Raw genomic sequence first — 26,980 nt, forward strand, 5'->3', positions numbered from 1 at the left:
TTCTACCCCGTGGGGCGGGATGCCCGACGGGGACCTCTGGAACGGCGGCGAGTCCGCACCCTCGCTGCGTGGAACTGTGCTGGGCCGATCCTACGTGGACCGGACGCCGCAGCACACGTCGTGACGGTACGTCGGCGTCCGGCCCAGGAGAATCAGGACGGGTTGTTGATCAGCTGGTCGATCTGCGCGTCGGCTTCCTTGGTGGCGTCCTCGACGCTCTTGCCCTTGAAGATCGCGTCCAGCATGTTCACCAGGACGTTCTGCTTCTCGACCGCGCCCCAGCCGGGGGCGGCCGGGGTGAACCAGGCGTCCTGGACGGCGTTGGCGGCCGCGGCGGTGGCGGGCTTGTTCTTCAGCGGCGCCAGCTGGGTCAGGTTGTTCGGCAGGGTGTCCTTGTCGGCGAGCACCTGCTCGGACTTGGTGCTGGTGAACATCCGCACCCAGTCGGTGGCGATCGCGGTGTTCTGCGACTTCGCGGTGACGGCGAGATCGGAGCCGCCGATGAAGGAGGGCAGCGGCTTGCCGTTCGGGCCGGGCATGGTGACGATCTTCAGCGAGTTCTTGAGCGCCGGGGTGCCGGTGATCGGGGCGATCGCGTCGCTCAGCTCCCAGCCGTTGGCGTAGATCAGCGCGGCCTTCTCGTGGCCGAGCACGCCGGCCTGCTTGGCCTCGTTGACCTTCAGATCGCCCTTGTTGTACGTCTTCACCAGGTTGACGAAGTGCTGGAGGCCCGCCTGCGCCTTGGGGTCGTGCAGGGTGCCGTGCCAGACGCCGCTGGAGTCGAACTTGGCGATCGAGCCGCCGTACGCGGTGACGTAGGACATCGCGGCGTACCAGTACGGACCGGGCAGGTAGAGCGCGGAGAACCCGGGATTGTTCTTGTTGCGCTGGGCCACCTTGTCGAGGGCGGCGGTGAGTTCCTCCTCGGTCTGCGGAAGGTCCGCGGAACCGGTGGCGTCCTGGAACATCTTCGCGTTGTAGACGCCGACCCGGGCGCCCGCGTAATAGGGAACGCAGTAGAGCTTCTGGTTGTACGTACAGGTGTCGGCGAGACCCTTGATCCAGTTGTCGGAGTTGTCGAATCCGGTCCGGTCGAGCCCGGCCAGTGCGCCGTTGACCATGTACTTGGTGGTCTCGGTGTTGCCGAGTTCGACCACGTCGGGCGCCTGGTTGGTGGCGATCGCGGCGTCCAGCTCGGCGATCTTGTCCTTCCAGGTGTGGTAGCTGAGCTTCAGCTCCACCTTGGGGTACTTCGCGGCGAACTGGTCGTTGACCTGCTGCACCAGTTCCGGCCAGCTCTTCTGCGCGTCGTCCATCAGCCAGACCGTGACACTGCCGGTCGCGTCCTTCGGGTCGACGGCGCCCGGCGACCCGGCCGGGCTGCCGCCGGACGAGCAGCCGACGGCGGTGGGCAGCAGAACGGCAGTGCCGAGCGCGGCCAGAACCTGACGCTTCACGCAAATCCTCCGAATCGGGTGCGGGGAGGTCTGCGCAAGTGGTACAGACCAGTTTTCCGGATCCTGGCCCAGACCATTTGCAGCGTCAACGCGCGTGATGATGACAAGTCCCGCTTGTTGTCGATCCGTTGCCGGTTCTGCCCCGCTCACGTCAATACCGGGGTGGGTATGCGCTTAAGGCTCACTTAAGGCTCGCTTCAGGCCACACCGAGTAACCGGAGGCGCGCACTCCGGCGCGGTCGATTCGTCCCGCCATATCCGGATCCGCCCCCGACTTGGTCCAGTCCAACACGGCCGAGTCAAGCGTTGATAACGGCTTGTGCAGACGCTTCTCGATCCCTTGACGCTCGTCATTGGTCCATGCCAATCTCCAGGCGTTGGTCTAAACCAATGGTCTACTCCACCTCGCGGATCGGCCCGCCTGCCCCGGCAGTTCGTGTCCGTGTCACCCGGTGACGTTCCCCCTTACGGCACGACGCAGCTTCAGGGCCAGTGGCCCGGCGGCCCGGTGCCCCACCTTGCTCATCCCTGGAGGATGGTTTGAACCGCAAGATCGCAGCCGTGGCCGCTGTCGCCACCGTGCTCGTCGCCTCGGCTTGCTCCTCGTCTTCGTCCGGTTCCGGCGGTGACAAGGCCACTCTGAGCAAGGACGGCAAGGGCAAGAAGATCACCGTCTGGCTGATGCAGGACGCCCAGAAGGGCTGGCCCGAGGTCGTCGACGCGGCGAAGAAGCAGTTCACCGAGGAGACCGGCGCCGAGGTCGACGTCCAGTGGCAGACCTGGACCAACTACACCACCAAGCTCGACACCGCCCTGCTCTCCGGCAACGCCCCGGACGCGCTGGAGGTCGGCAACACCCAGGCCGCCAAGTACATCGAGGCCGGTTCCTTCGTCGACCTGACCTCGGAGAAGAGCAAGTTCGACAACTCGGACAAGTGGCTGGACTCGGTCGCCGCCTCCGGCCAGTCGGCCGACGGCTCCAAGACCTACGCCGTCCCGTACTACGCCGGTGCGCGCGTCCTGATCTACCGCAAGGACCTGTTCGAGGCCGCCGGTGTCGCCCAGGCCCCGACCACGATCGAGGAGCTGAAGGCCGCCCTGGCCAAGGTCAAGGCCGCCAACGCCGGCGTCCCGGGCTTCTCCGCGCTCTACATGCCGGGCCAGAACTGGTACTCCGCCGTCTCCTTCGGCGCCGGCCAGTTCGGCGTCAAGGGTGTCATCGCCAAGAAGGACGGCGACAAGTGGGCCGGCAACCTGACCGACCCGAAGTTCATCGAGGGCGTCAAGACCTGGAACGACCTGCAGAAGGAATACTCCACCGGCGGCACCACCAACGACGAGGCCACCCAGGACGCGCTGATGGCCAAGGGCAACATCGCCGCCATCATCGGCAACGGCTGGGAGGTCGCCTCGGTCGCCGACCCGAAGATCGGTGACCCGACCCTGAAGGACAAGCTCGCCACCATCGCCCTCCCGGGCACCGCGGCCGGCTCCCCGACCCCGGCGTTCCTCGGCGGCTCCGACCTGGCCGTCCCGTCCAAGGCCCCCAACCCCGGCCTGGGCGCGACCTTCCTGCAGATCTACACCAACACCGCGCAGCAGACCCTGCTCGCCAAGCACGCCATCCCGAACGCCAAGAACCTGGTCGCCGCGTACAAGCAGGCCGACCCGGCGAACAAGGCCACCGGTGAGGCGGCCGAGGGCCAGACCTGGTTCATCCCGAACTCGCCGCTGTGGTCCGGTGCCGACGAGACCGCTCTGAAGACCGCCTTCAGCGCGATCGCCTCCGGCGGCGACGCGGCCACCGAGCTCAAGAAGGCCCAGGACGTCATCGTCAAGGACCTGAACGGCTGACCCAGCTGATCCGCGGTCGGCCCGGGAGTCCGCTCCCGGGCGGACCACCGCACTGAGCGCCGGTTGGGGGGTGGGCAGTCCGCGTGATTGCGGACTGCCCACCCGTGCGCCAGGACCGACCAGAACCCGCGGGCCCGGGAAGGACCCTGATGAGTGTGACCACCAACGAGACCGTGACCCGGTCCGACAAGTCGGGGCCTGCCCCGGCGGGGAAGCCGCAGCGCCGCGGATTCTTCGCGGCCGGCCAGTACATCCCCTACACCCTTCTGCTGCCCGCCGTCGTCGTACTGGTGGGCGTTCTGGCGTATCCGCTGTTCAGACTGTTCGACCTGTCGTTCCAGAACATCAACCGCTACGCGCTGCTGGTGAACCCGGCGCTGGGGAAGTACATCGGCTTCGAGGGCTACAGCAAGATCCTCGGCGACGACCAGTTCTGGGAGGTCGTGCTCCGCTCGATCTATTTCACCGCCGAGCTGGTCATCCTCTCGATGGCGCTGAGCATGGCGATCGCGCTGCTGCTGAACCGGGTGTCCAACTGGGCCCGGGTCACCGTCATCACCGTGATGATGTTCGTCTGGGCGATCCCCGCGCTGGTCAACGGCCAGGTGTTCCGCTGGCTGTTCTCCGCCAACGGCGGTGTGATCGACTACCTGGCCTTCCTGGTCACCGGTGACGAGTCCTGGAAGCACTACGACTGGTTCGCCGACCCGACCGTCGGCCTGTACGTGGTCGGCGCCTCCGTCATCATCTGGGGCGCGCTGCCGTTCCTGGTCCTCGGCCTGTACGCCGCGCTCACCCAGGTGCCCCCGGAGCTGACCGAGGCCGCCCGCCTGGACGGCGCCAACAACCTCCAGGTCTTCCGGCACGTGACCCTGCCGATCATCAAGCCGTTCCTGATGATCTCCGCCGCGCTCAGCTTCATCTGGGACTTCCAGGTCTTCGCGCAGATCTTCTCGCTGCGCAACACCTCGCCCGAACCCGGCTACTGGACCATCGGCCTCTACCTGTACATGAACGGCATCGTCCGCTCCCGCTACAGCGAGAGCTCGGTGATCTCGATCGTCATGATCATCATGATGCTGGCGGTGCTCGTGTTCTACATCCGCCAGATGCTCAAGATCGGAGCCAACGAGCGATGACCGCGACGACCACGCACCCGTCCGGGCCGCCGGCGGCGCCCGGGACCGCCAGGCCCAAGACCAGGAAGGCCAAGGCCCGCACCGTCGGCCGGCGCCCGGTGACGACCTGGTTCTGGAACACCCTCGCCATCGGCGTCGCCGTGGTGATGGCCTTCCCGATCTACTGGATGATCCTCACCACGTTCAAGACGAACAAGGACCTGATCTCCCAGGACCCGACCTTCTGGCCCTCGTCCTTCTCGTTCGAGAGCTACACCACGATCTTCGACGACCCCGAGTTCCTGCCCTCGCTGCAGAACACCCTGACCCTCACCCTCGGCGCGGTGGTGCTCGGTCTGGTGGTCGGCTTCCTCGCCGCCGTCGCGGTGGCCCGGTTCAACTTCCGCGGCCGCAACTTCTTCATCGTCACCATGCTGGTGGTCCAGATGGTGCCGCTGCTGGCGATCATCATCCCGCTGTTCGTGGTGATGAACGGCGCCAACCTGACCGGCACCCTGTTCGGCGTGGTCCTCGCGTACCTGGTCTTCACCGTGCCGTACGTGATCTGGACGCTGCGCTCCTTCATCGTGAACATCCCGGCGGAGCTGGACGAGGCCGCCATGGTCGACGGCTGCACCCAGTGGGGCGCGTTCTTCCGCGTCATCCTGCCGCTCACCCTGCCCGGCCTGATCACCACCGGTGTCTACAGCTGGATCCAGGCGTGGAACGAGTTCATCGTCGTCAACACGCTGATGGGCAGCAGCAAGACCCACACCTCGATGATGTGGCTGACCTTCTACTCCACCACCCCCACCCGGGGTGCGGACTACGGCGCGCAGATGGCCGGCGGTCTGCTGGTCTCGCTGCCCGTGATCATCCTGTTCGTGTTCTTCCAGAAGAAGGTGTCGGCGGGTCTCACCGCCGGTGCGGTCAAGGGCTAAGGTCCCTTCCTCACCCCAATCGCACCTGAAGCACCTCCACCCCCAGGGAAGGAACCATGGCGATGCCCGGTACGGAAAGCGCCGAACTCCTGCGCGACGCCGGAGCGGTCCTGCAGCCCGGCTTCGCCGGTCTGACCGCGCCCGAGTGGCTGCGCCGCAGACTGGGCGACGGCGAACTCGGCGGCGTCGCCCTGTTCGGCCGCAACATCCGCACCCCGCAGCAGGTCGCCGCGCTGACCGCGGAGATGTACGCGCTCAACGGCGACCTGCTGATCGCCATCGACGAGGAGGGCGGCGACGTCACCCGCCTCGAAGTGACCAGCGGGTCCTCCTACCCGGGGAACCTGGCGCTCGGTGAGGTCGACGACACCGACCTCACCGAACGGGTCGCCCGCTCCATCGGGTTCGACCTGGCCGCCGTCGGCGTGAACCTCAACTACGCGCCCGACGCGGACGTCAACTCCAACCCCGACAACCCGGTGATCGGCGTCCGCTCCTTCGGCGGCGACGGCGACCTGGCGGCCCGTCACACCGCCGCGTACGTTCGCGGCCTGCAGTCCGCCGGCGTCGCGGCCTGCGCCAAGCACTTCCCCGGCCACGGCGACACGGCCGGCGACTCGCACCTCGGCCTGCCCCGGATCGACCTGGCCGCCGAGCAGTTCGGCCAGCACCTGCTGCCCTTCAAGGCCGCCATCGCGGCCGGCGTGAAGAGCATCATGACCGCGCACATCCTGTTCGACGCCTACGACGCCCAGCTGCCCGCCACCATGTCGCAGCGCATCCTGACCGGGCTGCTCCGCGAGGAGATGGGCTTCGACGGACTGATCGTCACCGACGGCATCGAGATGGGCGCCATCTCCGGCACCCACGGCGTCGCGGCCGGCTCGGTGCGGGCCGTCGCGGCCGGCGCCGACACCATCTGCGTCGGCGGCGGCCTGCACGACGAGGACGCCTTCGTCTACCTGCGCGACGCACTGGTGTGGGCGGTCCGCGAGGGCCGGCTGCCGGCCGGGCGGCTGCACGAGGCGGCCGAGCGCAACCGTGCGGTGGCCCGCTGGTCCGCCGGGCCGCGGGCCTCGTTGGCCGGCCGGCAGGGCGAGGCCGGCGTCGGCCTGACCGCCGCCCGCCGGGCGCTGCGGATCACCGGGGAACTGCGCCCGCTGGGCGGGATCCCGCACGTGGTGGAGTTCTCCCCCGGCGCGAACATCGCGGCCGGCGAGGACACCCCGTGGGGCGTGGCCGGCCCGCTGGCCGAGCTGGTCCCCGGCACCACCTCCAGCCGGGTCTCCCCGCCGACCACCGTCACCGAGGGCTCCGGCCTGCTGCACGTGGCGGTCGCCGCCGAGGACGCCGAGATCGACACCGCCCCGCTGCTCGGCGCGGCGGTGGGCCGTCCGCTGGTGCTGGTGGTGCGCGACGTGCACCGCCACTCCTGGATGCGCCGGGCCGCGCTCGCCCTGGTGGAGCACCGCCCCGACGCCGTGGTGGTGGAGATCGGCACCGCCCACGGGCTGGCCGGACTGTTCGCCCCGCTCGGCGTCACCACCCTGGCCACGTACGGCGGTTCGCGGGTCTGCGCGACAGCCGCGGCGGAGGCGCTGGCCGGGCTCGCGGTGACCGCGGCCACCGCCGGCTGAGACACTCGGGGACGGGCCCGGGGCGGACGCCAGGCGCTCCGTTCCGGGCCCCTCGCATGCCGGTTTGCCCGCAGGTGCTCCCACTTGCTCACCCGTGCGTGCAAACATGTGCTGTTACATAGGACTTAGGGGTCTCTTAAGGCCCCGTCTCCAACGAGGAGTGAGAGCTGCCATGAGTGGCGACAGGGATGCGGCGCTCGCCGAGGGCTCCACGGTGCCGACCCAGACCGGCCCTGCCACCACCACGGCCCGGGTACCGAAGTACTACGGCCTGAAGCGGCACCTGCTCCAGCTGACCGAGACCCAGCCGACCGGCACCCCGGTGCCCCCGGAGCGGGCGCTGGCCGCCCAGTTCGACACCTCCCGCACCACCGTCCGGCAGGCGCTGCAGGAACTGGTGGTCGAGGGCCGGCTGGAGCGCATCCAGGGCAAGGGCACCTTCGTCGCCAAGCCGAAGGTCGCGCAGGCCCTGCAACTGACCTCCTACACCGAGGACATGCGCGCCCAGGGCCTGGAGCCGACCTCCCGGCTGGTCGAGGTCGCGTACATCTCCGCGGACGAGCGGCTCGCCCCGCTGCTGGACATCAAGCCCGGCGGGCGCGTCCTGCGCATCGAGCGCCTGCGGCTCGCGAACGGCGACCCGATGGCGATCGAGGTGGCGCACCTGTCGGCCAAGCGCTTCCCCGCGCTCCGGCGCAACCTCGCCAAGCACAACTCGCTCTACACCGCGCTGCGCGAGGTCTACGGGGTGACGGTCGCCGAGGCCGAGGAGACCATCGAGACCACCCTGGCCAACCCGCGCGAGGCCGGTCTGCTCGGCTCCGACCTGGGCCTGCCGATGCTCCAGCTGTCCCGGCACTCCTTCGACGCGGACGGCGCGCCGGTGGAGTGGGTGCGGTCCATCTACCGGGGGGACCGGTACAAGTTCACCACGCGGCTGAAGCGGCCCGCGTAGCTCCCACCTCCGGTTTCGGGACGACCCGCACGACGCGGGTGCAGCGGCCCGCGTAACGCGTAGTTGACAGGGTAGTGACACAAGTCACTGCCCTGTCCTACTCTCGCGGGGACCTTTCGATCACCGAAGGTGCTGCCCGGCGGACGCACAGCGATGTGCGGTGCGGTGCCAGTGAGGTGACTCCTCGTCATCCGGGAGCCGCTCGTGTCGTCTCAATCCCCATCCGCGGGCGCACTGCCCGTGCTCTCCCCCGCCCGGGTGCTGGCCGGCCTGTGCCTGCTGGTGCCGATCGTGGTGGTGCTGTGGGTGCCGTCGTACAGCAAGACCGACCCGGTGCTCGGCGGTATGCCGTTCTTCTACTGGTATCAGCTGATGTGGGTGCCGCTGTCGGCGGTGTTCACCACCTCCGCGTACCTGCTGCTGCGCCGTGACGAGGCGGCCCGCAAGGCCGCCTCGGCCGAGCCGCTCCCGCTGCCGTCCCAGCCGGACGGGGGTGCGCAGTCGTGAAGCACGTGGACTGGACCGCGATGACGGTCTTCCTGCTGTTCTTCGTCGCGGTCACCGTGATGGGCTTCCTGGCCTCGCGCTGGCGCCGGGCGGACGACGCGCAGCACCTGCACGAGTGGGGTCTGGGCGGCCGCAGCTTCGGCACCTGGATCACCTGGTTCCTGCTGGGCGGCGACCTGTACACGGCGTACACGTTCATCGCGGTGCCGGCCCTGGTCTACGGGGCGGGCGCGGCGGGCTTCTTCGCGGTGCCGTACACGATCATCGCGTACCCGCTGGTGTTCCTGATCCTGCCCCGGCTGTGGTCGGTGTCGCGGGTGCACGGCTACGTGACGACGGCGGACTTCGTGCGCGGGCGGTACGGGTCGCGCGGGCTGTCGGTGGCGGTGGCGCTGACCGGCATCCTGGCGACCATGCCGTACGTGGCGCTGCAACTGGTGGGCATCCAGGCGGTGTTGGACGTGCTGGGCGTGGGCGGCACCGGGAACTGGTTCCTGCAGGACCTGCCGCTGTTCCTGGCGTTCGGCGTGCTGGCGGCGTACACGTACTCGTCGGGGCTGCGGGCGCCGGCGCTGATCGCCTTCGTCAAGGACACCCTGGTGTACGTGGTGATCCTGGTCGCGGTGATCTACATCCCGATGCGGATGGGCGGCTACGGGCACATCTTCGACGCGGCGGCGCACAAGTTCACTCCGGACCCGGTGACCCACAAGGCGCCGGGTTCGCTGATCACCGGGCCGGCGGGGCAATGGTCGTACGCGACGCTGGCGTTCGGGTCGGCGCTGGCGCTGTTCATGTACCCGCACTCGGTGACGGGCGTGCTGGCGGCGAAGTCCCGCAACACGGTGCGCCGGAACATGGCGATCCTGCCGACGTACTCGCTGATGCTGGGCCTGCTGGCGCTGCTGGGCTTCATGGCGATCGCCGCCGGGGTGAGCAGGGGCGACAAGAAGTTCAACGCCCAGCTGGCCGTTCCGCAGCTGTTCGCGGACATGTTCCCGAGCTGGTTCACCGGGGTGGCGTTCGCGGCGATCGGGGTGGGCGCGCTGGTGCCGGCCGCGATCATGTCGATCGCCGCGGCGAACCTGTTCACCCGCAACGTCTACAAGGAGTTCCTGAAGCCGGCCGCGACACCGGCCGAGGAGACCCGGGTGGCGAAGATCGCCTCGCTGCTGGTGAAGGTCGGTGCGCTGGCGTTCGTGCTGCTGATGGACAAGCAGGCGGCGATCAACATGCAGCTGCTGGGCGGCGTGTGGATCCTGCAGACCGCGGTGGCGCTGGTGGCCGGCCTGTTCACCCGGTGGTTCCACCGCTGGGCGCTGCTGGCCGGTTGGGCGACCGGCATGATCTACGGCACCTGGAAGGCGTACGGGGTGTCCTCCCCGGCCACCGCGCACTTCGGCGGGTCGGCCGCGAAGATCCCGGTGATCGGCGAGATCGGCTACATCGGCCTGACCGGGTTCGTGCTGAACCTGCTCGTCGCGGTGGTGCTGACGCTGGTGCTGCGGGCCCTGAAGGCCCCGGAGGGCCTCGACGAGACCTCGAAGGCCGACTACTCCGCGGAGGCCGGCGACGAGGCCGTGGAGCGGGCCCCGCAGCCCACGCTGGCGCACTGACGCGTGCGGGGGCGCAACCGGCCCCCCTGTGCGCCCTTGGGTCGCGCCGTTGCCTCAGTGGACACTGGGGTGACGGCGCGATCATCTGTTATGACAGGCGTTTTCGGGAGAGACCGGGAGAGACGAGCACCACCGAAGCAGCACCGACAACGGGGAGCCACCGCCAATGACCGACCTCACCACGGTACGCAACGGACACCGCGCCCAGACCGACGGCGGACGGCGGCTGCCGTCGGTCCTGATCGCCACCCGGCACGGCGAATCCACCGCCAACGTGGAGTTCCGGCACGCGGACTCCACCGGCGCCCTGACCGTCCCGATCACCTGCCGGGACGCCGACATCCCGCTCTCCCTGCGCGGCCAGGCCCAGGCCCACGACCTGGGCCGCTGGTGGGCCGCCCTGCCGCCCGCCGACCGGCCCCGCTCGGTGTGGTGCTCCCCGTACGTGCGCACCGTGGAGACCGCGAGAATCGCCCTGGCCCAGGCGTCGGGGCTGGGCGCCGTCCCGGTGGGCCTGCCGGTCCGCTACGACGAGCGGCTGCGCGACCGCGAGTTGGGCGTGCTGGAGATGCTCACCAAGGCCGCCATCGAACGCGACCACCCCGCCGAGGCGGAACGCCGGCGGCGGATGGGCGAGCTGTACTACCGGCCGCCCGGCGGCGAGTCCTGGCTGGACGTGGCGCTGCGGGTGCGCGGTCTGCTGCGCGACCTGAACGAGGAGGAGGCCGGCCGGCCGGTGCTGCTGGTCGCCCACGACTGCACGGTGCTGATGCTGCGTCATGTGCTGGACCGGCTGGGCGAGGAGGAGCTGCTGGCGCTGCCGCCGGTGGGCAACTGCTCGACCAGCGTGTGGCGGGCCCGCGAGGGCCGGCTGCGGCCGTCCGGCTGGAACCAGACCTCGCACCTGTCCTGAACGGCCGTCAGGCGGGCTGCCGCTCGGCGGCCCGCCCCGGCCCCCCGGGTCCGCCCGGGCCGCCGAAGGCCCGCCGGTAGGCCTGCGGGGTGGTGCCGAGGCGGCGGCCGAAGTGGTGCCGCAGGGTGGCGGCGTTGCCGAAGCCGCAGCGGGCGGCGACGGCGTCCACGCTCTCGTCGGTGGACTCCAGCAGGCGCTGCGCGAGCAGCACCCGCTGGCCGGTCAGCCACCGGTGCGGGGTGGTGCCGGTCTCCTGCTGGAAGCGCCGGGCGAAGGTGCGCGGGGACATGTGGGCGTGCCGGGCGAGGTCGTCCACGCTGACCTCCCGGTCGAGGCGGCGGCGCATCCACTCCAGCGTCCCGGCCAGCGAGTCGCCGTCGCTCTCGGGCAGCGGGCGGTTGATGAACTGCGCCTGCCCGCCGTCGCGGTGCGGGGCGACCACCATCCGGCGGGCGATCTCCCGGGCCACCTCGGCGCCCTGCACCTTGCGCACCAGGTGCAGGCAGGCGTCGATGCCGGCGGCGGTGCCGGCCGAGGTGATCACCGGGTCGTCGTCCACGTACAGCACGTCGGGTTCGACGGTGGTCAGTGGGAAGCGCTCGGCCATCAGGTGGGCGTACTGCCAGTGCGTGGTGCTGCGGCGGCCGTCCAGCAGGCCGGCGGCGCCGAACAGGAAGCTGCCGGAGCAGATCGACAGCAGGTGCGCGCCGCGCGCGTGGGCGGCCCGCAGCGCCTCGCACAGCGCCTCGGGGTAGTGCTCGCGGATGCCGGTGGCGGCGGCGATCACCAGGTCCGCCTCGGCGAGCCGCTCCGGGCCGTGGGGCACCTGCACCGCGAAGCCGGCGTGGGTGCGCATCGGGCCGGGCCGGTCGCCGACCAGGCCGAACTCGTACCCGGGCAGGCCGGCGGCGCTGCGGTCCATGCCGAACACCTCGCAGGCCACGCCCAGTTCGAAGGGGTGGATGTCCTCCAGCACGATCACCGCGACGTTCTTCAGCATCGGCCCAGCATGGCAGTGGCGGGATTTCGCGGCAACGGCGCGTTCCTGCCAGCACTGCCCCACCCCTGACCGGGACCTGGCCGAACCGCGCCGCGAGCCGTCCGGCACACTGTCCGGGTGCACTCCCCGACCGTCCGCCGCGCCCCGGACCACGATCTCGCCGGAGCCGGGGAGGTCGGCGTCGAAGCCTTCGCCGGCGACGGCCGCACCCGCCCCGGGTCCGGCCACGCCGAGCTCCTCCGGGACACCGCGCGGCGATCGACCGCAGCCGGGAACCCGAGCTGGCCGGGATGGCGTCCTCCACCCGGCCGCAGATGACCGCGGCGCACCGGATCTACGATGCTCTGGGCTTCCTCCGCGCCCCCGAGCGGGACTGGGAGGCGGCCCCGGGCGTGGACCTGATGGTCTGCACGATGCGGTTCTGAGGCGGTTCTGCGACGGTTCTGCGGCGGTTCCCTGGTGGCTCCGGCGTGGTTTCCGTTGTCTACGCGCGGCACCTCTGACGCGACACGCGCTACTACATCTGGTGCCGCCAGCTCCAGCCGCCACAACATGTATGCTCGACCTCGCTGTCGAAGCAGGGGAACCCGGTGCGAATCCGGGACTGCCCCGCAACGGTGAGCGGGCTGTAGCGACGCCCGCGCAGTCCGAGGACCTGCTGACGGTGTGCGACACGGCATCCCCGCAGACGCCATGCAGCACAGCTTTGCCGTCCGGCCTCGCGGGCGGGCCGGGGGTGGGTCTTTCGCGCGCCGATCGAGCGTTTTCGGCGTGCCGTCCTCCCCTGCCGCACGCGCGCCACCGGACACCTTGAGCCACGTCCGCCGCCGCCACAGGAGAGAGTGCGCCTTGACCGTCGCCGCCTCAGTCACCCTGCCGTCCCAGGGTTCCGCCGACGCCTTCACCGACCCCGGTGCGGCGCTGCTTCGGCTGCTCACCGACCGCAGCACCGACCTCCCCCAGGTGGACCCCGGCCACGTCGCCGCCGCCGCGCTGCGCGGCCGCCACGCGGGCTCGGACTTCGCCGAGCTGCGCGGGCTGGCCGTGGAGGCCGCCGCGTCGATGATCGCCGAGGACCCGCAGTACTCGAAGCTGGCCGCCCGCCTGCTCGCGATGGAGATCGCCGACGAGGCCGCCTCCCAGGGCGTCACCTCGTTCTCCGCCTCGATCGCCGTCGGCCACGCCGAGGGCCTGATCGGCGACGCGACCGCCGAGTTCGTCGCCGCCCACACCGAGCTGTTCGACTCGCTGATCGACGCCGCCGGCGACGACCGCTTCGAGTACTTCGGCCTGCGCACCGTGCAGTCCCGCTACCTGCTGCGCCACCCGATCACCCGCAAGGTGGTGGAGACCCCGCAGCACTTCCTGCTGCGCGTCGCGGCGGGCCTGGCGGTCGGCACCTCCGAGCAGTCGGTGCTGGAGGTGGCCGAGCTGTACAAGCTGATGAGCCGCCTGGAGTACCTGACCAGCTCCCCGACGCTGTTCAACTCCGGCACCCGGCACCCGCAGATGTCCTCCTGCTACCTGCTGGACTCGCCGCTGGACAACCTGGACTCGATCTACAACCGCTACGCGCAGATCGCCCGGCTGTCCAAGCACGCCGGCGGCATCGGCCTGTCCTACTCGCGGATCCGCTCCCGCGGCTCGCTGATCCGCGGCACCAACGGCAAGTCGAACGGCATCGTCCCGTTCCTGCGCACCCTGGACTCCTCCGTGGCGGCGGTCAACCAGGGCGGACGGCGCAAGGGCGCGGCCTGCGTGTACCTGGAGACCTGGCACGCCGACATCGAGGAGTTCCTGGAGCTCCGCGACAACACCGGCGAGGAGGCCCGGCGCACCCACAACCTGAACCTGGCGCACTGGATCCCGGACGAGTTCATGCGCCGCGTGAACGCCAACGAGGACTGGTCGCTGTTCTCCCCGGCGGACGTCCCCGAGCTGGTCGACCTGTGGGGCGCCGACTTCGACGAGGCCTACCGCAAGGCCGAGCTGGCCGGCAAAGCCGTGCGCACCATCCCCGCGCAGACCCTGTACGCCCGGATGATGCGCACCCTGGCGCAGACCGGCAACGGCTGGATGACCTTCAAGGACGCCTCCAACCGGGCCGCCAACCAGACCGCGCTGCCGGGCCGCACGGTGCACTCCTCGAACCTGTGCACCGAGATCCTGGAGGTCACCGACGACTCCGAGACCGCGGTCTGCAACCTGGGCTCGGTCAACCTGGGCGCGCACGTCGCCCCGGGCGCCTCCGCCGACGACCTGATCAACGCGATGGACTGGGACCGCCTGGACGCCACCGTGCGCACCGCGGTCACCTTCCTCGACCGCGTGATCGACATCAACTTCTACCCGACCACCGAGGCCGGGGCGTCCAACTCCCGCTGGCGCCCGGTGGGCCTGGGCGTGATGGGCCTGCAGGACGTCTTCTTCAAGCTCCGGCTGGACTTCGACTCCGCCGAGGCCAAGGCCCTCTCCACGCTGATCGCCGAGCGCATCATGCTCACCGCGTACGAGCGCTCCGCGGACCTCGCCGAGCAGTTCGGCCGCCACGAGGCGTACGGCGAGACCCGCGCGGCCCGCGGCGAGCTGCACATCGACCACTTCGGTGCGGCCACCCCGCAGTGGACCGGGCGCTGGGACGCGCTGCGCGTCCGGATCGCCGAGACCGGCCTGCGCAACTCGCTGCTGCTGGCGATCGCCCCGACCGCGACCATCGCGTCCATCGCCGGCGTCTACGAGTGCATCGAGCCGCAGGTGTCCAACCTGTTCAAGCGCGAGACGCTGTCCGGCGAGTTCCTCCAGGTCAACCCGTACCTGGTGCGCGAGCTGAAGGAGCTCGGCGTCTGGGACCAGCAGACCCGGGACGCGCTGCGCGAGGCCAACGGCTCCGTGCAGGACTTCAAGTGGCTGCCGGAGAACGTCCGTTCGCTGTACCGCACCGCGTGGGAGCTGCCGCAGCGCGCCCTGATCGACCTGGCCGCCGCCCGGCAGCCGTACATCGACCAGAGCCAGTCGCTGAACCTGTTCATGGCGGCGCCGACCATCGGCAAGCTGTCCTCGATGTACGCCTACGCCTGGAAGGTCGGTCTGAAGACCACCTACTACCTGCGCTCCCGCCCCGCGACCCGGATCGCCCAGGCCGCGTCGGGTGCCGCCCGCACCGCCGCGCCCGTGCCGGTGCAGACCCCGACCCTCAGCCAGGCCGAGCAGGACGCCATCGCCTGCTCCCTGGAGAACCCCGAGTCCTGCGAGGCGTGCCAGTAATGAGCTCCGAAGACCAGAAGAAGATGCTGCTCGACCCGGGCTTCGAGCTGACGCTGCGTCCGATGCGCTACCCGTCGTTCTACGACCGGTACCGGGACGCGATCAAGAACACCTGGACCGTCGAGGAGGTGGACCTGCACTCCGACGTCGCCGACCTGGCCAAGCTCAGCGACGGCGAGCGGCACATGATCGGCCGACTGGTCGCGTTCTTCGCCACCGGTGACTCGATCGTCTCGAACAACGTGGTGCTGAGCCTCTACAAGCACATCAACTCGCCGGAGGCGCGGCTCTACCTGTCGCGGCAGCTGTTCGAGGAGGCCGTGCACGTCCAGTTCTATCTGACGCTGCTGGACACCTACCTGCCCGACCCGGACGACCGGGCGGCGGCGTTCGCCGCGGTGGAGAACATCCCCTCCATCGCGCAGAAGGCCCAGTTCTGCTTCAAGTACATGAACGCGGTCGATCACATCGACTCGCTGCAGAGCAAGGAGGACCGGCGGGCCTTCCTGCTGAACCTGATCTGCTTCGCGGCGTGCGTCGAGGGCCTGTTCTTCTACGGCGCGTTCGCCTACGTGTACTGGTTCCGCAGCCGCGGCCTGCTGCACGGCCTGGCGACCGGCACCAACTGGGTGTTCCGCGACGAGTCGATGCACATGGACTTCGCGTTCTCGGTGGTCGACACCGTCCGCGAGGAGGAGCCCGACCTCTTCGACGACAAGATGGCCCAGCAGGTCACCGAGATGCTGGAGGAGGCCGTCGAGGCCGAGCTCCAGTTCGCCCAGGACCTGTGCGGTGACGGCCTGCCCGGCATGAACACCGCCTCGATGCGCCAGTACCTGGAGGCCGTCGCCGACCAGCGCCTGGCCCGTCTCGGCCTGCCGATCCGCTACGGCTCCACCAACCCGTTCGGGTTCATGGAGCTGCAGAACGTCCAGGAGCTGACCAACTTCTTCGAGCGCCGGGTCTCCGCGTACCAGGTCGCCGTGGAGGGCTCGGTCTCCTTCGACGACGACTTCTAGGCCGACGCCGAAACGACCCGAGGGCCGCACCCCCGCCGCTGAGCGGGGGTGCGGCCCTCGGCCGTGTTCCGGGGCCGGCCTCCGGGTCAGCCCTGGCCGTAGGTGCTGGTGGACCAGAGCGGGCCACCGGTGGTCGGGCCGCCGCCCTGGCGGTAGACCACGAAGTTGCCGTCGTCCTGCAGCAGCCCGTACGCGCCCGGGTTGCTGTAGGTGCTGCTCTGCCACAGGGCGCCGGTGGTGGTGCCGGCCTTGTAGATCACCAGGTTGCCGTCGGGCTGCATGAAGAGGTACGCGCCCGGGTTGTTGTACGTGTAGCTGGTCCACAGCACGCTGTTGTCGCTGCGGCGGTAGAGCACCAGGTTGCCGTCGTCCTGCATGACCATCCGGACGGTCGCCGACTGGGTCCACTGGTTGTTGGACAGCTGCCGCCCGGAGAAGACGAGCGGCGAGAGGGCCTGGGAGCCGCTGGCCCACAGCGCGCCGTTGCCCTGGCCGCCGCCCTTGCGGTAGACCACGAAGTTGCCGTCGTCCTGCAGCATCGCGTACGCGCCGCCGCTCGCGGTGGTGGTGGCCCACAGCGCGCCGCCGTTGCCCGGGCCGCCGTCGGCGCGGTAGATCACCAGGTTGCCGTCGTCCTGCATGACCGCGTACGCACCGGAGTTGCCGTAGGTGTTGGTGCTCCACACCGGGCGGCTGCCGGTGCCGGCCTTCAGGTAGGCGACCAGGTTGCCGTCGGGCTGCATGGTCAGCGTCATCGAGTCGCTGGTGAGGCTCTGACCCGAGGCGAGCCGCTGGCCGGGCTGCAGGGTGTTGCCCGAGGCATTCGAGGTGACGTCCAGGTAGTTGGCGTCGATGCCCAGGCTGACACCGCCGTAGCTCTCGGTGACGTCGCCGGAGTACTGGTGGGCGCGGCGGCCGCCGGTCCACTGGCCGGGGGTGGTCAGGCCCATGCCCGCGTCGGTCACGTCGTGGTGGGAGTTCCAGGCGGCGGCCCACAGCACGTCGGGCTCAGGGTAGGAGCTGTCGGTGTAGCGGGCGGCGAGGTCCTTGACGCCGCTGGAGGCGCTGGCGTAGACGCCGGAGCGGTAGCCCTTGGTGTGCAGCTGCGCGGTCCAGCCGGCCAGGTAGGAGACCACCCGGTCGCGGTAGACGGAGGAGTCGTAGTTCTCCATGTCGTTGTAGAGCACCGCGCCGGCCTGGAAGCCGAGGCCGTTGGCCTTGGCGATCGCGTCGTTGGCGGCGTCGGAGCCCTGCTGACGGGCGGTGGCCACATCGGCGGAGATCAGCACGTTGCCGCGGGCGGCCTGGGCGCCGACGTAGATCGGCATGAAGCCCCAGCCCTCGGCGTTCCGGGAGTCCACCCAGCTCTTCGCCGGCGAGGCGCAGGCCTGCGAGGGCCCGCCGATGTACACGCCGACGGCCCGGTACGGGGAGTTCGCGGCCCAGGCCGACATGGTGGCGTCCGACGGCGCGGCGCAGCGGTCGAAGGCGAACCCGGCGACGTCGGTGCGCGGGGCGGAGCCGGCCAGGGCGGGCTTCGCGGTGGACGGCGCGGCGGACGGGCGGGCGCCGGCGTCGACGCTCGCGGTCTCCAGGATCTGCCGGACCCGGTCGGCCGAGGTGGCGTAACTGGCCGTCACCTGAAGCCCGGAGTTGCCGAGCTTGGCCTGGATCTGGTGGCCGGCCGCGGCGTCCTTCAGGACGCTCTGCGCGACGGGCTGCCCGGGCACCACGGTGCCCTGGACGCGCCCGCTCTCCGCCGGCTGGATCAGCAGTCCGTCGGCGCGGCCGGGCGCGAGGTGCGCCGGGCAGTTCTGGTCCCCGCTCGGGGTGCCCAGGTAGACGGCGCTGACGTCGAGCCGGACGCAGGTGCCCGGCGCGGCGGCGAGGTCGACGACCGGCCAGTCTGCGGGCACCTGGGCGTGGAAGCCCTGGTAGTCGATCCGCTTGGTGGCCTGCCCGGCGGTGCCCGTCGCCGCCCCCGACGTGTCGGCACCCCACGCGTTCGGAACGGCCGTGGCCAGTCCCGACACGGCCAGCACGACGGCCGCAGCCCGTGCTGCTGTACGACGCTTCATTTGTTCCCGCCCCTTGATTGAGTCGCATCCGACCTGATGTGACGTCAGGGACTGTAGTGGATACCACTGACCGCCTCCAGGCCCTTTTGGCCCTGCGGCCCGTCCGGTCGGCGCGTGCTCACTCGTCCCTGCTCAGTGGACGGAAAGACCCCAGGTGGCGGTTCCCCACAGCGCGCCGCCGATCTGCGGGCCGCCGCCGCGCCGGTACACCACGAAGTTGCCGTCGTCCTGCAGCATCGCGAACGCGCCCGGGCTGTTCCAGGTGCCGGTGGCCCACAGCGCGCCGCCGACCCCGGGTCCGCCGTCGGGGGCGTAGAGCACCAGGTTGCCGTCGTCCTGCTGCACCGCGTACGCGCCCGGGTGGCCGCCGGTGCCGGCCGACCACAGCAGCCGGCCGTCGCCGCGCACCCGGACGGTGAGGTCGCCGTCGTCCTGCATGGTCAGCGTCACCGTTCTGGTGCTGACACTGCGTCCGGTGGCGAGCCGCTCGCCGGGGCGCAGCCGGCCGTCGCCGCCGGCGGGCGAGGTGACGTCGAGGTAGCTGGCGTCGATGGTCATGCTGACGCCGCCGTACTCCTCGGTGGTGTCGCCCAGGTACTGGTGGGCGCGCCGGCCGCCGGTGAAGTAGCCGGCGCCGTCGGGCAGGCCCATGCCGTCGTCGGTGACGTCGTGGTGGGAGTTCCAGGAGGCGGACCACAGGACGTCGGGCTGCGGGTAGGAGTCGTCGTCCAGGCGTCCGGTGAGGTCCTGTACTCCGCTGGCGGCGCCGGTGTAGACACCGGAGCGGTAGCCGTGGGCGTGCACCTGGTCGGTCCAGCCGGCCAGGTAGGCGAGGACGCGGTCGCGGTAGACGGAGGACTCGTAGTTCTCCATGTCGTTGTAGAGCACCGCGCCGGGTTGGAAGCCCAGCCCTTCGGCCTTCTGCACGGCGTCGTCGGCGGCGTCGGAGCCCTGCTGCAGGGCGGTTCCCTGGTCGGCGTCCACCAGCAGTTTGCCGCGGGCGGCCTGGTGGCCGACGTAGATCGGCAGGAACCCCCAGCCCTCGGCGGCCCGGGCGTCCACCCAGTCGCGGTCGGGCGAGGCGCAGGCCTGCTCGGGCCCGCCGATGTACACGCCGACGGCCCGGTAGGGGGAGGACTCGGCCCAGGTCTGCATCGCGCTGTCGGGCGGTGCGGAGCAGCGGTCGAAGGCGTAGCCGACGACGTCGGTGCGGGGGCCGTCGCCTTCGCCGCTGTCGCGAATGGGCTCCGGGGCGCCGCCGTTCTGGGCGTCGGTGGCCGCAGGGGATTTCTGGGGGGCGGCGGCGTCCTGTGATCCTTGCGGCGGGAGCGGCGCGGGCCGGGCGGGTTCGATCAGCAGTCCGTGCGCGAGGACCGGCCCCGGTGAGGTCCGGCAGTCCCGGTCCTCGGCCGGTGCCCCGGGATCGACCGCGCTGACGTCCTGCCGCAGGCAGGTGCGGGGTGCGGGTGCCAGGTCCGCCACCGGCGGGGGCCGGTTACCGGGTGGCCGGACCGGCGTACCCCCGTCGGCCAAACGTTTCTCCATCCTCTGAGCGGCCCCCGCCGACCAGCCCCCGCCGGTCCCCGCCACCACCAGTAAGACCAGTCCGGCGTGTGCCGCCGTCCGCCGCAGCCTGCCCATCGGCCAGCCTCCCGCCCGAGTTCCGTCGCGTCTGCTCGCGGACACTAGCCGCCGCTTTCGCGCCGCTGGGGCCCGACACACCCGCCCGAACTCGGACATACCGGAAGGGGGGTCGCGCCGGTGGGCGCGACCCCCCTTCCGGAGGTGGGGCTACGTCAGGAGTTGGGCACGGTGGCGTACTTGGGGGTGCCGTCGGCCATCTGCCGCAGGGCGTCCTTGCGGTCGCGCTTGGAGAGCCGGTCGATGTACAGGTAGCCGTACAGGTGGTCGGTCTCGTGCTGGAGGCAGCGGGCGAAGAAGCCGGTGCCCTCGACCCGGATCGGGTTGCCGTGCTTGTCCTGGCCGGTGACGGCGGCGTAGCCGGGGCGGGCGAGCTCCTGGTACGCGGTGGGCACCGACAGGCAGCCCTCCTGGCCGTCGTCGAGGCTGCGGCGCCCGGCGGGGAGCTCCTCCAGGACCGGGTTGACGACGTGTCCGATGTGGCGGACGCCCTCGTCGTCGGGGCAGTCGTAGACGAAGACCTTCAGGTCGACGCCGATCTGGTTGGCGGCCAGGCCGACACCCTCGGCGGCGTACATCGACTGGAACATGTCGTCGACGAGCGCGGCGAGGTCCTCGTCGAAGGCGGTGACGGTCTGCGTCTCGCGGTGCAGCACCGGGTTGCCGACCACGGTGATCGGGCGGGCGGTGCCCTTGTTCGGGTCGGGCAGCTCGCCGACCACCTGCTGGACCTCGCTGTCCTGGTGCTCGTGGTCGTGCTCGTGGTCGTGGTGCTCGGCCATCGCTTGGTTCCGCTCCGTCCGCGTCCGGCTGGTGTACCGGTCCAGGGTACGGGGCGTGGCGGCGCACGGGGGCACCCCTCCCGGCCCCCTTGGGGCAGGGGGACGGTCAGCACACCTCTTCGAGGTCCCGGTAGGCGCGGGTGGCCGGGGAGGCGGCGGCCCAGCGCTCCAGCAGGGTGCGGACCAGTCCGGCGGGCGCGGCGATGCCGCATTCGCGTTCGATCTGCCAGGGGCCGCCGGCCGAGCCCTGGCTGAGATGGCTGAGGTGGCCGGGGTGCAGCGGGTCGCCGTCGTCGTGCGGGTCGTGGTGCGCGGTGTGGCCGTCGTCGATGGCCATCCGGGACTCCGAGCAGGTGCGGCACAGCAGCCGCACCGAGGACGTCCAGTCCTCGGCGGCGTACCCGGCGTCGGCGACGGTCTTCTCCAGCGCGTCCCGGTCGGCGGCGGTGGCGGCCTGCAGCAGCACCACCCAGGTCGGCACCGGGGAGGGCGCCCACAGCTCGATCTCGTCGAACACCGGGTAGGCGACGCCGTCCGCGACCCGCTCGCCGTGCGGCGCGCCGTCGTGCAGCACCACCTCGCCCCAGCGGCGGCCGGAGGACGGCAGCGGGATGGACAGCACCTCGATCCGCGCCGGGTCGAGCCGGCGGCCCCACACCACCTCGGACTCGCCGTCCGGGGACAGCCGCACCGGGGTGGTGCCGAGGTCGAGCTCGATCGGCCCGTCCGTGCCCGGCCCGCCGGGCAGCCGCAGCCCGTACGCCTGCCAGGCGCGGCGGGCCAGCGGCCAGTCCTGCAGGGCGGTGGCGGTGATGCCGAGGTTCCACCAGTCCGGGGCGCCGTGCTGGCGGTCCAGCAGCGCGACCGCGCGCAGGCCGGCGCTGCGGGCCTGCTCCCAGTCGCGGCGGAACTTGTGCAGCAGGGCCAGGTTGAACCAGGAGTCGGACAGCGACGGCTCCAGGTCGGCCGCCATCACCAGCAGCGCCCCGGCGTCCTCGTACCGGCCGTCGCCGATCAGCGTGAACGCACGGTCGGTGGTCTGCCGCCAGGTCGCCGACGGACGGTGCCGTGCGCGGTGGAAGATCCTCACGTTGGTCCCTTGCCGTCGGTCGTCACCGGGTCGCCCCGCCTCCGGGTCTTCCCGCCACGACCGCATCCAACCACGCCCGCCATGGGCGGCGCGCCCCGCGCGGCCATTCAGGCCGCGAACCGGCAGCGGGCGGCGCGGTGGCCGCGGCGGCCGAGCCGGGCGAGCGCGTCCAGCACCACCGGGTCGTAGCCGCGGCCGGCGTCCAGCCTCAGGTGGTCGAGCGGGTCGGGGGCGCCGGCCCGGGGGCGGTCGGCGGCGGCGGTGCGCAGGTCGTCGTGCGCGTTGGCGACCCGGATGATCCGGGAGGCCAGCGGCAGGGTGGGGTCGTGCCGGCCGTCGTCGAGACGGCACGGGTCGGCGAGCCGGGCGACCTGCTGCCACACCTGCTTGGGCACGCCGGTGCGCCGGATCACTTCGCTGCCGAGCCGGGCGATCCGCTGCTGCTCCTCGTCGGGCAGCAGCGCGGTCGCCCCGCCGGGGACGGGTTCGACCAGCGACAGCTGGCCGATGTCGTGCATCAGCGCGGCGTACTCCAGCAGGGTCAACTCCCGGCTTCCGAGCCCGAGTTCGCGCCCCAGCGCGCACGCGGTGTCGGCCACCCGGCGGGCGTGCCCGGGGGTGGTGTAGCCGGCGATCTCGGTGGCCCGGGCGAGCGTCTCGATGGTCTGCCCCGTGGTGGCCCGCACCTCGACTGCCCGCCGGAACGAGGCCTGCGCGAGCAGCAGCGGCACGCAGAACACCGGCAGCGCCCACAGCCCGGCCTCGCCCGCGAGCAGGCTGAGCAGCAGCCCGGTGGCGACCTGCGCGGAGCCGATGCCGAGCAGCGCGTGCAGCTGGTCGTCGAGCGCGGCGCTGTACCGCAGCCCGGTGCGGGCCCGCTGCTGCCAGGCGGCCAGCACGGCGTCGCCGAGCGCGGCCAGCGCGGCGACGACGGCCAGCAGCGCCCCGTACGCGGGGCCGGGCAGCCGGTCGGTGGCGCCGGAGTCGTACAGCGGCTGGAACAGCAGCGCCGCGAAGGAGACGCTGACCACCCGGCGGGCCGCGGCGTCCAGTCCGCCCAGCGGGCCGCGCGGCCGGCCGCGGACGGCGGCCAGCGCGGCCCGCCCGGCCAGCTGCGCGGCGAGCCCGGCGGCGGTGCCGACGGCGGTGACGGCGGCGGTCTGCGACACCCCGTGCCCGGTGGGCAGCCCGTGCAGCGGCCCGAGCAGCGCGTACGCCAGGGCGACGGCGGTGGCCACCGGCGCGGGTTCGCGGTCGCCGGGCAGCGCGGGACCGGCGCACTGGCCGAGCGCGATCAGGGCGGTGAACGCCAGCGCCACCCCGGGCTGACTGGTGCCGACGGCGAGCGCGTGCACCAGCGCGCAACCGCCGAGCACGGCGGCCGCGCCGTGCAGCAGGTCGGCCGGCCCCGGCCGCCGGACGGTCACGTCGCTCCGCCGGCGGGCAGGCCCTGCTCGGACGGCTGCGGCGTCCGGGCCGGTTCGGGCACGCCGAGCGGAATGTCCGGCACCTCGCCGTCCCAGCCGCCGGGCGGCGGCGGTTCGGGCTGCCAGCCGTGTTCGGCGACGGCGTCCACCAGGGCCCGCACCATCACCGGGTCGAACTGGCTGCCCGCGCACCGTTCCAGCTCGGTGACGGCCTCCGGGACGGGCCGGCCGCGCCGGTAGGAACGGGTGGAGGTCATTGAGTCGAAGGCGTCGGCGACCGAGATGATCCGGGCGAACTCGGGGATCCGGTCCCCCGCCAGGCCGTACGGGTAGCCCCGGCCGTCGATCCGCTCGTGGTGGTGCAGGATGCCGTCCCGGCCCTCGCCGAGGAAGTCCAGCTGCCGCACCAGCTCGTGCCCGAACACCGGGTGCACCTCGACGGCGCGCCGCTCCTCGACCGTCAACGGCCCGTTGCGCCGCAGCAGTTCGGTGGCCACCGCGAGCTTGCCGACGTCGTGCAGGGTGCCGGCGAAGTGCAGGGTGCGGATCCGGTCCTCGGCGAGGCCCAGCTGGCGGGCGATCAGCACCGAGGCCCGGCCGACCCGTTCACTGTGGCCACGGGTGTAGGCGTCCTTGATCTCCACCGCCTGTACCAGCGCCTGCACGGTGGCCCGGTGCGCGGCGCGCTCGCGGTGGCCCTGCGCGGACAGCCAGGCGGTGATGGTCAGCGGCAGCAGCCCGAGCACCGCCGCGAACGCCCCGTACGGGCCCTGCCACAGCACCGCCACCATCAGCCCGCCCGCGCCGTGCAGCAGCGCCGCGGGCGCCGCCCGGCGCAGTTTGCGGAGCACGCCGCGGCCGGCCGGGCCGCAGGTCAGCCGCACCATGCCGGCCACCAGCGCGCCGTTGACCAGGCAGAACGTCAGGATCGCGGCGAGCGCGCCGAACGCCGCGCCGGGGAAGCGGGTGCCCAGCAGCAGCCGGGAGCCGCCGAGCAGCCGGAACACCTCGGCGGAGATCGCCGAGGCCAGCGCCAGCTGGGCGGCGTTCCACACCCGGCGCAGGTGGCGCGGCTGCTGGGCGGGGCCGAGCAGCGCCCCGGGCAGCGCGACCAGGGCGGCGGCGGCCGGCGGCAGCATCAGCACGCCGGCGAACAGCACCGGGAAGAAGCCGCTGCCGCGCGGGTCCGCCGAGGGCTCCGGCCCGGACCGGCCGCGCAGCCACCGCCACACCCGGGCGCACGGGGTGCGCGCGCCCTGGGCGAGCGACTCCAGGCACAGGTGCAGCAGGGCCAGCAGTCCGATCCGGGGCCAGTCGAGCACCGGCCAGGCCGACCACAGCGGCAGCAGCGCGACCGTCGCCGCCGTCAGCACGGCGGCCAGATAGGCCACGGCCCGCCCCGGCAGGGCGATGCGCTCGCGTTCGCTGGCGATCTCGGCCTCCCCAGCCCGTACCGGGCCCTCCGACGTGAGGACTCGTCAGAGAATAGGGCCCGGCCACCCGGACGGGACGCACGATCGCGGATCGCCGCAGCCGGAGCAGCGACAGCTCACCCGATCGAGTGAGCAATCACTCCGCAGTGGCGATGGCGGAGCCGTGACCGGCCGTACCCTCGACCGTCATCTCCACGCCGACCGAACCCACCTCGGCCACCGGACCGCCGCCCGGGCCCTGGCCCTGCCGGATCGAATCGATCCGGGCCAGCACCTTCGCCCGGAGGTCGGCGGGCGTGTCGTCGCAGCCGCACGAGCGCTTGATCAGCGCCTTGATCGCCTGTTCGAGGCCGTACTTCTCCAGGCACGGCGAGCACTCGTCGAAGTGCACCCGCAGCTTGGCGCAGTCGCCCTCGGGCATCTCGTTGTCGAGAAATTCGTAGAGGTGGTCGAGCACCTCTCCGCACTCGGTCTCGTGCGGATCGCCGCAGCTCATGAGCCAGCGCCCTTCGCTTCGTGCCCTGCACCGGTACCGGCCGGGACCAGCCCTCGCTCGCGGGCGTAATCCTCCAGCATGCCGCGCAGTTGGCGGCGACCACGGTGCAGTCGGGACATCACCGTACCGATGGGTGTACCCATGATGTCCGCGATCTCCTTGTACGCAAAGCCCTCGACGTCCGCGAGGTACACCGCGATCCGGAATTCCTCCGGAATGGCCTGCAGCGCGTCCTTCACATCGCTGTCCGGCAGGTGGTCGAGCGCCTGCGCCTCGGCGGAGCGCAGCCCCGTCGACATGTGCGACTCGGCGCGCGCCAGCTGCCAGTCCTCGATCTCCTCGGCCGCGGTGCGCTGGGGTTCGCGCTGCTTCTTGCGGTACGAGTTGATGAACGTATTGGTGAGGATGCGGTACAGCCAGGCCTTGAGGTTGGTGCCCTCACGGAACTGGTGGAACGACGCGTACGCCTTGGCGAACGCCTCCTGGAGCAGGTCCTCCGCGTCGGCCGGGTTGCGGGTCATCCGCAGCGCCGCCGAGTACATCGGCTCCAGGAAACCCAGCGCGTCACGCTCGAAGCGCTCGCGCCTGGCCTCCTCGCTCTCGTTCTCGGACACCCGGAAGGTGTCCTCGCCGATCACCTCGGCCAGTTCGTCGCCGGTGAGCTGCTCGCCCTCCGGACGGCCCTGGTCGGTGCCCGAAGCACCCGACGCGGCCGCGTCATCGGTCCCGACGACCGGACCCACCTCCTCGATCAGCTTCACACGGCCCACCACGGGCCGATCCGCAAGCGAGGATATCGGGCTGACCGGTTTCTCGCCCGCGGCAACCCACTGCGACCAGTCCGGCACGAGCGGCGCCTCGGCCGCCCGCTCGTCGGGCCGTTCGGGGCACGCGATCGAAACCATGGACGCTGCCTTTCCACCGGGACTCGTTCTGACGACTCGTGCAACCGCGAACATCGCCCGGGCATTCCCCATGGCGGTCCCTGGGATTCCACATGCTGACCGTGCCGCGGCCTTGCCGACGCGTGCCTCCCGCTTCGCGCGGCTCTCCCCCGCCCCCAGCGGGCCGGGGGGTGCCCCGACCCGCCCCGGTCGGGGCACGACGGAACTCGCGTCTCAGAGCCAGTCGGCCACGGCACCGGTGATCAGCGTCAGCGCTTCCTCCTGACCCAGCGGGGCCTTCTTCGGGACTTTGAACCCGTGCGAGGCGTAGGGCACTTCGACCAGGCGGTGGGTGCCGGGCAGGGCCGGGAAGTCCGCCGGGGTGCCGAAGGTGTCGGCGCCGCCCTGCACCACCAGGGTCGGCAGGCCGGTCCCCACCAGTTCCTCCGCCCGGCTCTTCTCCGGCTTGCCCGGCGGGTGCAGCGGGAAGGCGAGGGCCAGCACGCCCGCCGCGCCGAGGCCGGCGGCGGTGCGGCAGGCCACCCGGGCGCCGGCGCTGCGGCCGCCCGCGTACACCGGCAGCCCCGTCTCGGCGGCGGCGGCGAACTGCGCGGGCCAGCCGGCGTCGAGGGTCTTCGGGGCGGGGGCGAGCTTGCGGCCGGCCACCCGCCAGGGCTGCTCGGCGAGCACCACGGTGACGCCCGCCGCCGGGAGGGCCGCGGCGAGCGCCTGCAGGTCGGGCGCCTCGATGCCGCCGCCCGCGCCGTGGCCGAGCAGCAGGACGGCGCGCGGGGCGTCGGCCCGGAACCAGTGGAGCCGGGCGTCGCCGGTGGGGGTCTCGATGATCTGCGGCATGGCGCCGAGCGTA

The 26,980-nt window shown here is 71.7% G+C and carries 22 protein-coding genes and 1 riboswitch; of the genes, 11 read left to right on the top strand and 11 right to left on the bottom strand.

The genetic code is table 11. The features are described from left to right. Positions 1–152 precede the first annotated feature (152 nt). Positions 153–1,457, bottom strand: coding sequence for a type 2 periplasmic-binding domain-containing protein (locus ACZ6R9_RS07625; protein ID WP_465537082.1), 1,305 nt, complete (start codon positions 1,455–1,457; stop codon positions 153–155). A gap of 540 nt (positions 1,458–1,997) precedes the next feature. Here ACZ6R9_RS07625 and ACZ6R9_RS07630 point away from each other — a divergent pair. The 8 genes from ACZ6R9_RS07630 to ACZ6R9_RS07665 all read left to right on the top strand — a co-directional run bounded on the left by ACZ6R9_RS07630 (position 1,998) and on the right by ACZ6R9_RS07665 (position 10,998). Further along, the gene (locus tag ACZ6R9_RS07630; protein WP_465537084.1) at positions 1,998–3,311 is read left to right on the top strand and encodes an extracellular solute-binding protein; all 1,314 of its coding nucleotides are present in this window, start codon (positions 1,998–2,000) and stop codon (positions 3,309–3,311) included. A 149-nt stretch (positions 3,312–3,460) separates the two neighbouring features. Continuing rightward, positions 3,461–4,450 (top strand): carbohydrate ABC transporter permease, encoded by a 990-nt coding sequence (locus ACZ6R9_RS07635; protein WP_465537086.1) that lies wholly within the window; start codon positions 3,461–3,463, stop codon positions 4,448–4,450. Continuing rightward, the gene (locus tag ACZ6R9_RS07640; RefSeq protein WP_465537088.1) at positions 4,447–5,370 is read left to right on the top strand and encodes a carbohydrate ABC transporter permease; all 924 of its coding nucleotides are present in this window, start codon (positions 4,447–4,449) and stop codon (positions 5,368–5,370) included. The genes ACZ6R9_RS07635 and ACZ6R9_RS07640 overlap by 4 nt, the downstream gene beginning before the upstream one ends. A gap of 56 nt (positions 5,371–5,426) precedes the next feature. Next, complete coding sequence (locus ACZ6R9_RS07645) at positions 5,427–7,007, top strand: glycoside hydrolase family 3 protein (protein WP_465537090.1); 1,581 nt, start codon at positions 5,427–5,429, stop codon at positions 7,005–7,007. Between the two features lie 172 nt (positions 7,008–7,179). Further along, positions 7,180–7,962: a GntR family transcriptional regulator gene (locus tag ACZ6R9_RS07650; protein WP_465537091.1), complete on the top strand. Its 783-nt coding sequence runs from the start codon at positions 7,180–7,182 to the stop codon at positions 7,960–7,962. A gap of 204 nt (positions 7,963–8,166) precedes the next feature. Beyond that, positions 8,167–8,469 carry a DUF3311 domain-containing protein gene (locus ACZ6R9_RS07655; protein WP_465537093.1) on the top strand — a complete coding sequence of 101 codons (303 nt, stop codon included), beginning with the start codon at positions 8,167–8,169 and terminating at the stop codon, positions 8,467–8,469. Between the two features lie 20 nt (positions 8,470–8,489). After that, positions 8,490–10,085, top strand: coding sequence for a monocarboxylate uptake permease MctP (mctP, locus tag ACZ6R9_RS07660; RefSeq protein WP_465537685.1), 1,596 nt, complete (start codon positions 8,490–8,492; stop codon positions 10,083–10,085). A 166-nt stretch (positions 10,086–10,251) separates the two neighbouring features. Further along, positions 10,252–10,998 (top strand): histidine phosphatase family protein, encoded by a 747-nt coding sequence (locus tag ACZ6R9_RS07665; RefSeq protein WP_465537094.1) that lies wholly within the window; start codon positions 10,252–10,254, stop codon positions 10,996–10,998. A 7-nt stretch (positions 10,999–11,005) separates the two neighbouring features. On the opposite strand, the gene ACZ6R9_RS07670 is transcribed toward ACZ6R9_RS07665, so the two are convergent. Further along, entirely contained in the window at positions 11,006–11,998 is a 993-nt protein-coding gene (locus ACZ6R9_RS07670; RefSeq protein WP_380482353.1) for a GlxA family transcriptional regulator, read from the bottom strand. 290 nt (positions 11,999–12,288) lie between these two features. Here ACZ6R9_RS07670 and ACZ6R9_RS07675 point away from each other — a divergent pair, with 290 nt between their 5' ends. The 3 genes from ACZ6R9_RS07675 (at position 12,289) to ACZ6R9_RS07685 (ending at position 16,281) form a co-directional block, all read left to right on the top strand. Then, on the top strand, positions 12,289–12,423 hold the full coding sequence (locus tag ACZ6R9_RS07675) for a hypothetical protein (RefSeq protein WP_380482326.1): 135 nt from the start codon (positions 12,289–12,291) through the stop codon (positions 12,421–12,423). A 91-nt stretch (positions 12,424–12,514) separates the two neighbouring features. After that, a riboswitch (cobalamin riboswitch) is annotated at positions 12,515–12,675 on the top strand. A 172-nt stretch (positions 12,676–12,847) separates the two neighbouring features. Continuing rightward, positions 12,848–15,262, top strand: a complete 2,415-nt coding sequence (locus tag ACZ6R9_RS07680; protein ID WP_465537097.1) for a ribonucleoside-diphosphate reductase subunit alpha — start codon at positions 12,848–12,850, stop codon at positions 15,260–15,262. Next, positions 15,262–16,281: a ribonucleotide-diphosphate reductase subunit beta gene (locus tag ACZ6R9_RS07685; protein WP_380482330.1), complete on the top strand. Its 1,020-nt coding sequence runs from the start codon at positions 15,262–15,264 to the stop codon at positions 16,279–16,281. The genes ACZ6R9_RS07680 and ACZ6R9_RS07685 overlap by 1 nt, the downstream gene beginning before the upstream one ends. An 86-nt stretch (positions 16,282–16,367) precedes the next feature. On the opposite strand, the gene ACZ6R9_RS07690 is transcribed toward ACZ6R9_RS07685, so the two are convergent. From ACZ6R9_RS07690 to ACZ6R9_RS07730, 9 genes are all read right to left on the bottom strand, one after another. Continuing rightward, the gene (locus tag ACZ6R9_RS07690; protein ID WP_465537099.1) at positions 16,368–18,359 is read right to left on the bottom strand and encodes a glycoside hydrolase domain-containing protein; all 1,992 of its coding nucleotides are present in this window, start codon (positions 18,357–18,359) and stop codon (positions 16,368–16,370) included. Positions 18,360–18,491: 132 nt separating this feature from the next. Continuing rightward, positions 18,492–19,841 carry a glycoside hydrolase domain-containing protein gene (locus tag ACZ6R9_RS07695; protein WP_465537100.1) on the bottom strand — a complete coding sequence of 450 codons (1,350 nt, stop codon included), beginning with the start codon at positions 19,839–19,841 and terminating at the stop codon, positions 18,492–18,494. A gap of 314 nt (positions 19,842–20,155) precedes the next feature. After that, positions 20,156–20,782, bottom strand: a complete 627-nt coding sequence (gene def / locus ACZ6R9_RS07700) for a peptide deformylase (protein ID WP_380487308.1) — start codon at positions 20,780–20,782, stop codon at positions 20,156–20,158. Positions 20,783–20,888: 106 nt separating this feature from the next. Further along, entirely contained in the window at positions 20,889–21,872 is a 984-nt protein-coding gene (locus tag ACZ6R9_RS07705) for a tetratricopeptide repeat protein (protein ID WP_380487310.1), read from the bottom strand. Between the two features lie 107 nt (positions 21,873–21,979). After that, positions 21,980–23,299, bottom strand: coding sequence for an HD-GYP domain-containing protein (locus tag ACZ6R9_RS07710; protein ID WP_380487312.1), 1,320 nt, complete (start codon positions 23,297–23,299; stop codon positions 21,980–21,982). After that, positions 23,296–24,690, bottom strand: a complete 1,395-nt coding sequence (locus tag ACZ6R9_RS07715) for an HD-GYP domain-containing protein (protein WP_465537104.1) — start codon at positions 24,688–24,690, stop codon at positions 23,296–23,298. Before ACZ6R9_RS07715 ends, ACZ6R9_RS07710 begins: the two co-directional genes overlap by 4 nt. A 178-nt stretch (positions 24,691–24,868) precedes the next feature. After that, positions 24,869–25,228 carry a mycothiol system anti-sigma-R factor gene (gene rsrA / locus ACZ6R9_RS07720; RefSeq protein ID WP_380487315.1) on the bottom strand — a complete coding sequence of 120 codons (360 nt, stop codon included), beginning with the start codon at positions 25,226–25,228 and terminating at the stop codon, positions 24,869–24,871. Continuing rightward, on the bottom strand, positions 25,225–25,971 hold the full coding sequence (locus ACZ6R9_RS07725; RefSeq protein ID WP_380487471.1) for a sigma-70 family RNA polymerase sigma factor: 747 nt from the start codon (positions 25,969–25,971) through the stop codon (positions 25,225–25,227). Before ACZ6R9_RS07725 ends, rsrA begins: the two co-directional genes overlap by 4 nt. Before the next feature lie 375 nt (positions 25,972–26,346). Further along, positions 26,347–26,967, bottom strand: a complete 621-nt coding sequence (locus ACZ6R9_RS07730; protein WP_465537106.1) for an alpha/beta hydrolase family protein — start codon at positions 26,965–26,967, stop codon at positions 26,347–26,349. Between the last annotated feature and the right edge of the window lie 13 nt (positions 26,968–26,980).

It is taken from the genome of Kitasatospora sp. NPDC048662 (assembly GCF_055587065.1).

Coding starts and splice junctions, on each gene's coding strand:
- ACZ6R9_RS07635 (WP_465537086.1), top strand. CDS start 3,461: ATGAGTGTGACCACCAACGAGACCGTGACCCGGTCCGACAAGTCGGGG.
- ACZ6R9_RS07640 (WP_465537088.1), top strand. CDS start 4,447: ATGACCGCGACGACCACGCACCCGTCCGGGCCGCCGGCGGCGCCCGGG.
- ACZ6R9_RS07645 (WP_465537090.1), top strand. CDS start 5,427: ATGGCGATGCCCGGTACGGAAAGCGCCGAACTCCTGCGCGACGCCGGA.
- ACZ6R9_RS07650 (WP_465537091.1), top strand. CDS start 7,180: ATGAGTGGCGACAGGGATGCGGCGCTCGCCGAGGGCTCCACGGTGCCG.
- mctP (WP_465537685.1), top strand. CDS start 8,490: ATGACGGTCTTCCTGCTGTTCTTCGTCGCGGTCACCGTGATGGGCTTC.
- ACZ6R9_RS07665 (WP_465537094.1), top strand. CDS start 10,252: ATGACCGACCTCACCACGGTACGCAACGGACACCGCGCCCAGACCGAC.
- ACZ6R9_RS07670 (WP_380482353.1), bottom strand. CDS start 11,998: ATGCTGAAGAACGTCGCGGTGATCGTGCTGGAGGACATCCACCCCTTC.
- ACZ6R9_RS07675 (WP_380482326.1), top strand. CDS start 12,289: ATGGCGTCCTCCACCCGGCCGCAGATGACCGCGGCGCACCGGATCTAC.
- ACZ6R9_RS07685 (WP_380482330.1), top strand. CDS start 15,262: ATGAGCTCCGAAGACCAGAAGAAGATGCTGCTCGACCCGGGCTTCGAG.
- ACZ6R9_RS07690 (WP_465537099.1), bottom strand. CDS start 18,359: ATGAAGCGTCGTACAGCAGCACGGGCTGCGGCCGTCGTGCTGGCCGTG.
- def (WP_380487308.1), bottom strand. CDS start 20,782: ATGGCCGAGCACCACGACCACGAGCACGACCACGAGCACCAGGACAGC.
- rsrA (WP_380487315.1), bottom strand. CDS start 25,228: ATGAGCTGCGGCGATCCGCACGAGACCGAGTGCGGAGAGGTGCTCGAC.
- ACZ6R9_RS07730 (WP_465537106.1), bottom strand. CDS start 26,967: ATGCCGCAGATCATCGAGACCCCCACCGGCGACGCCCGGCTCCACTGG.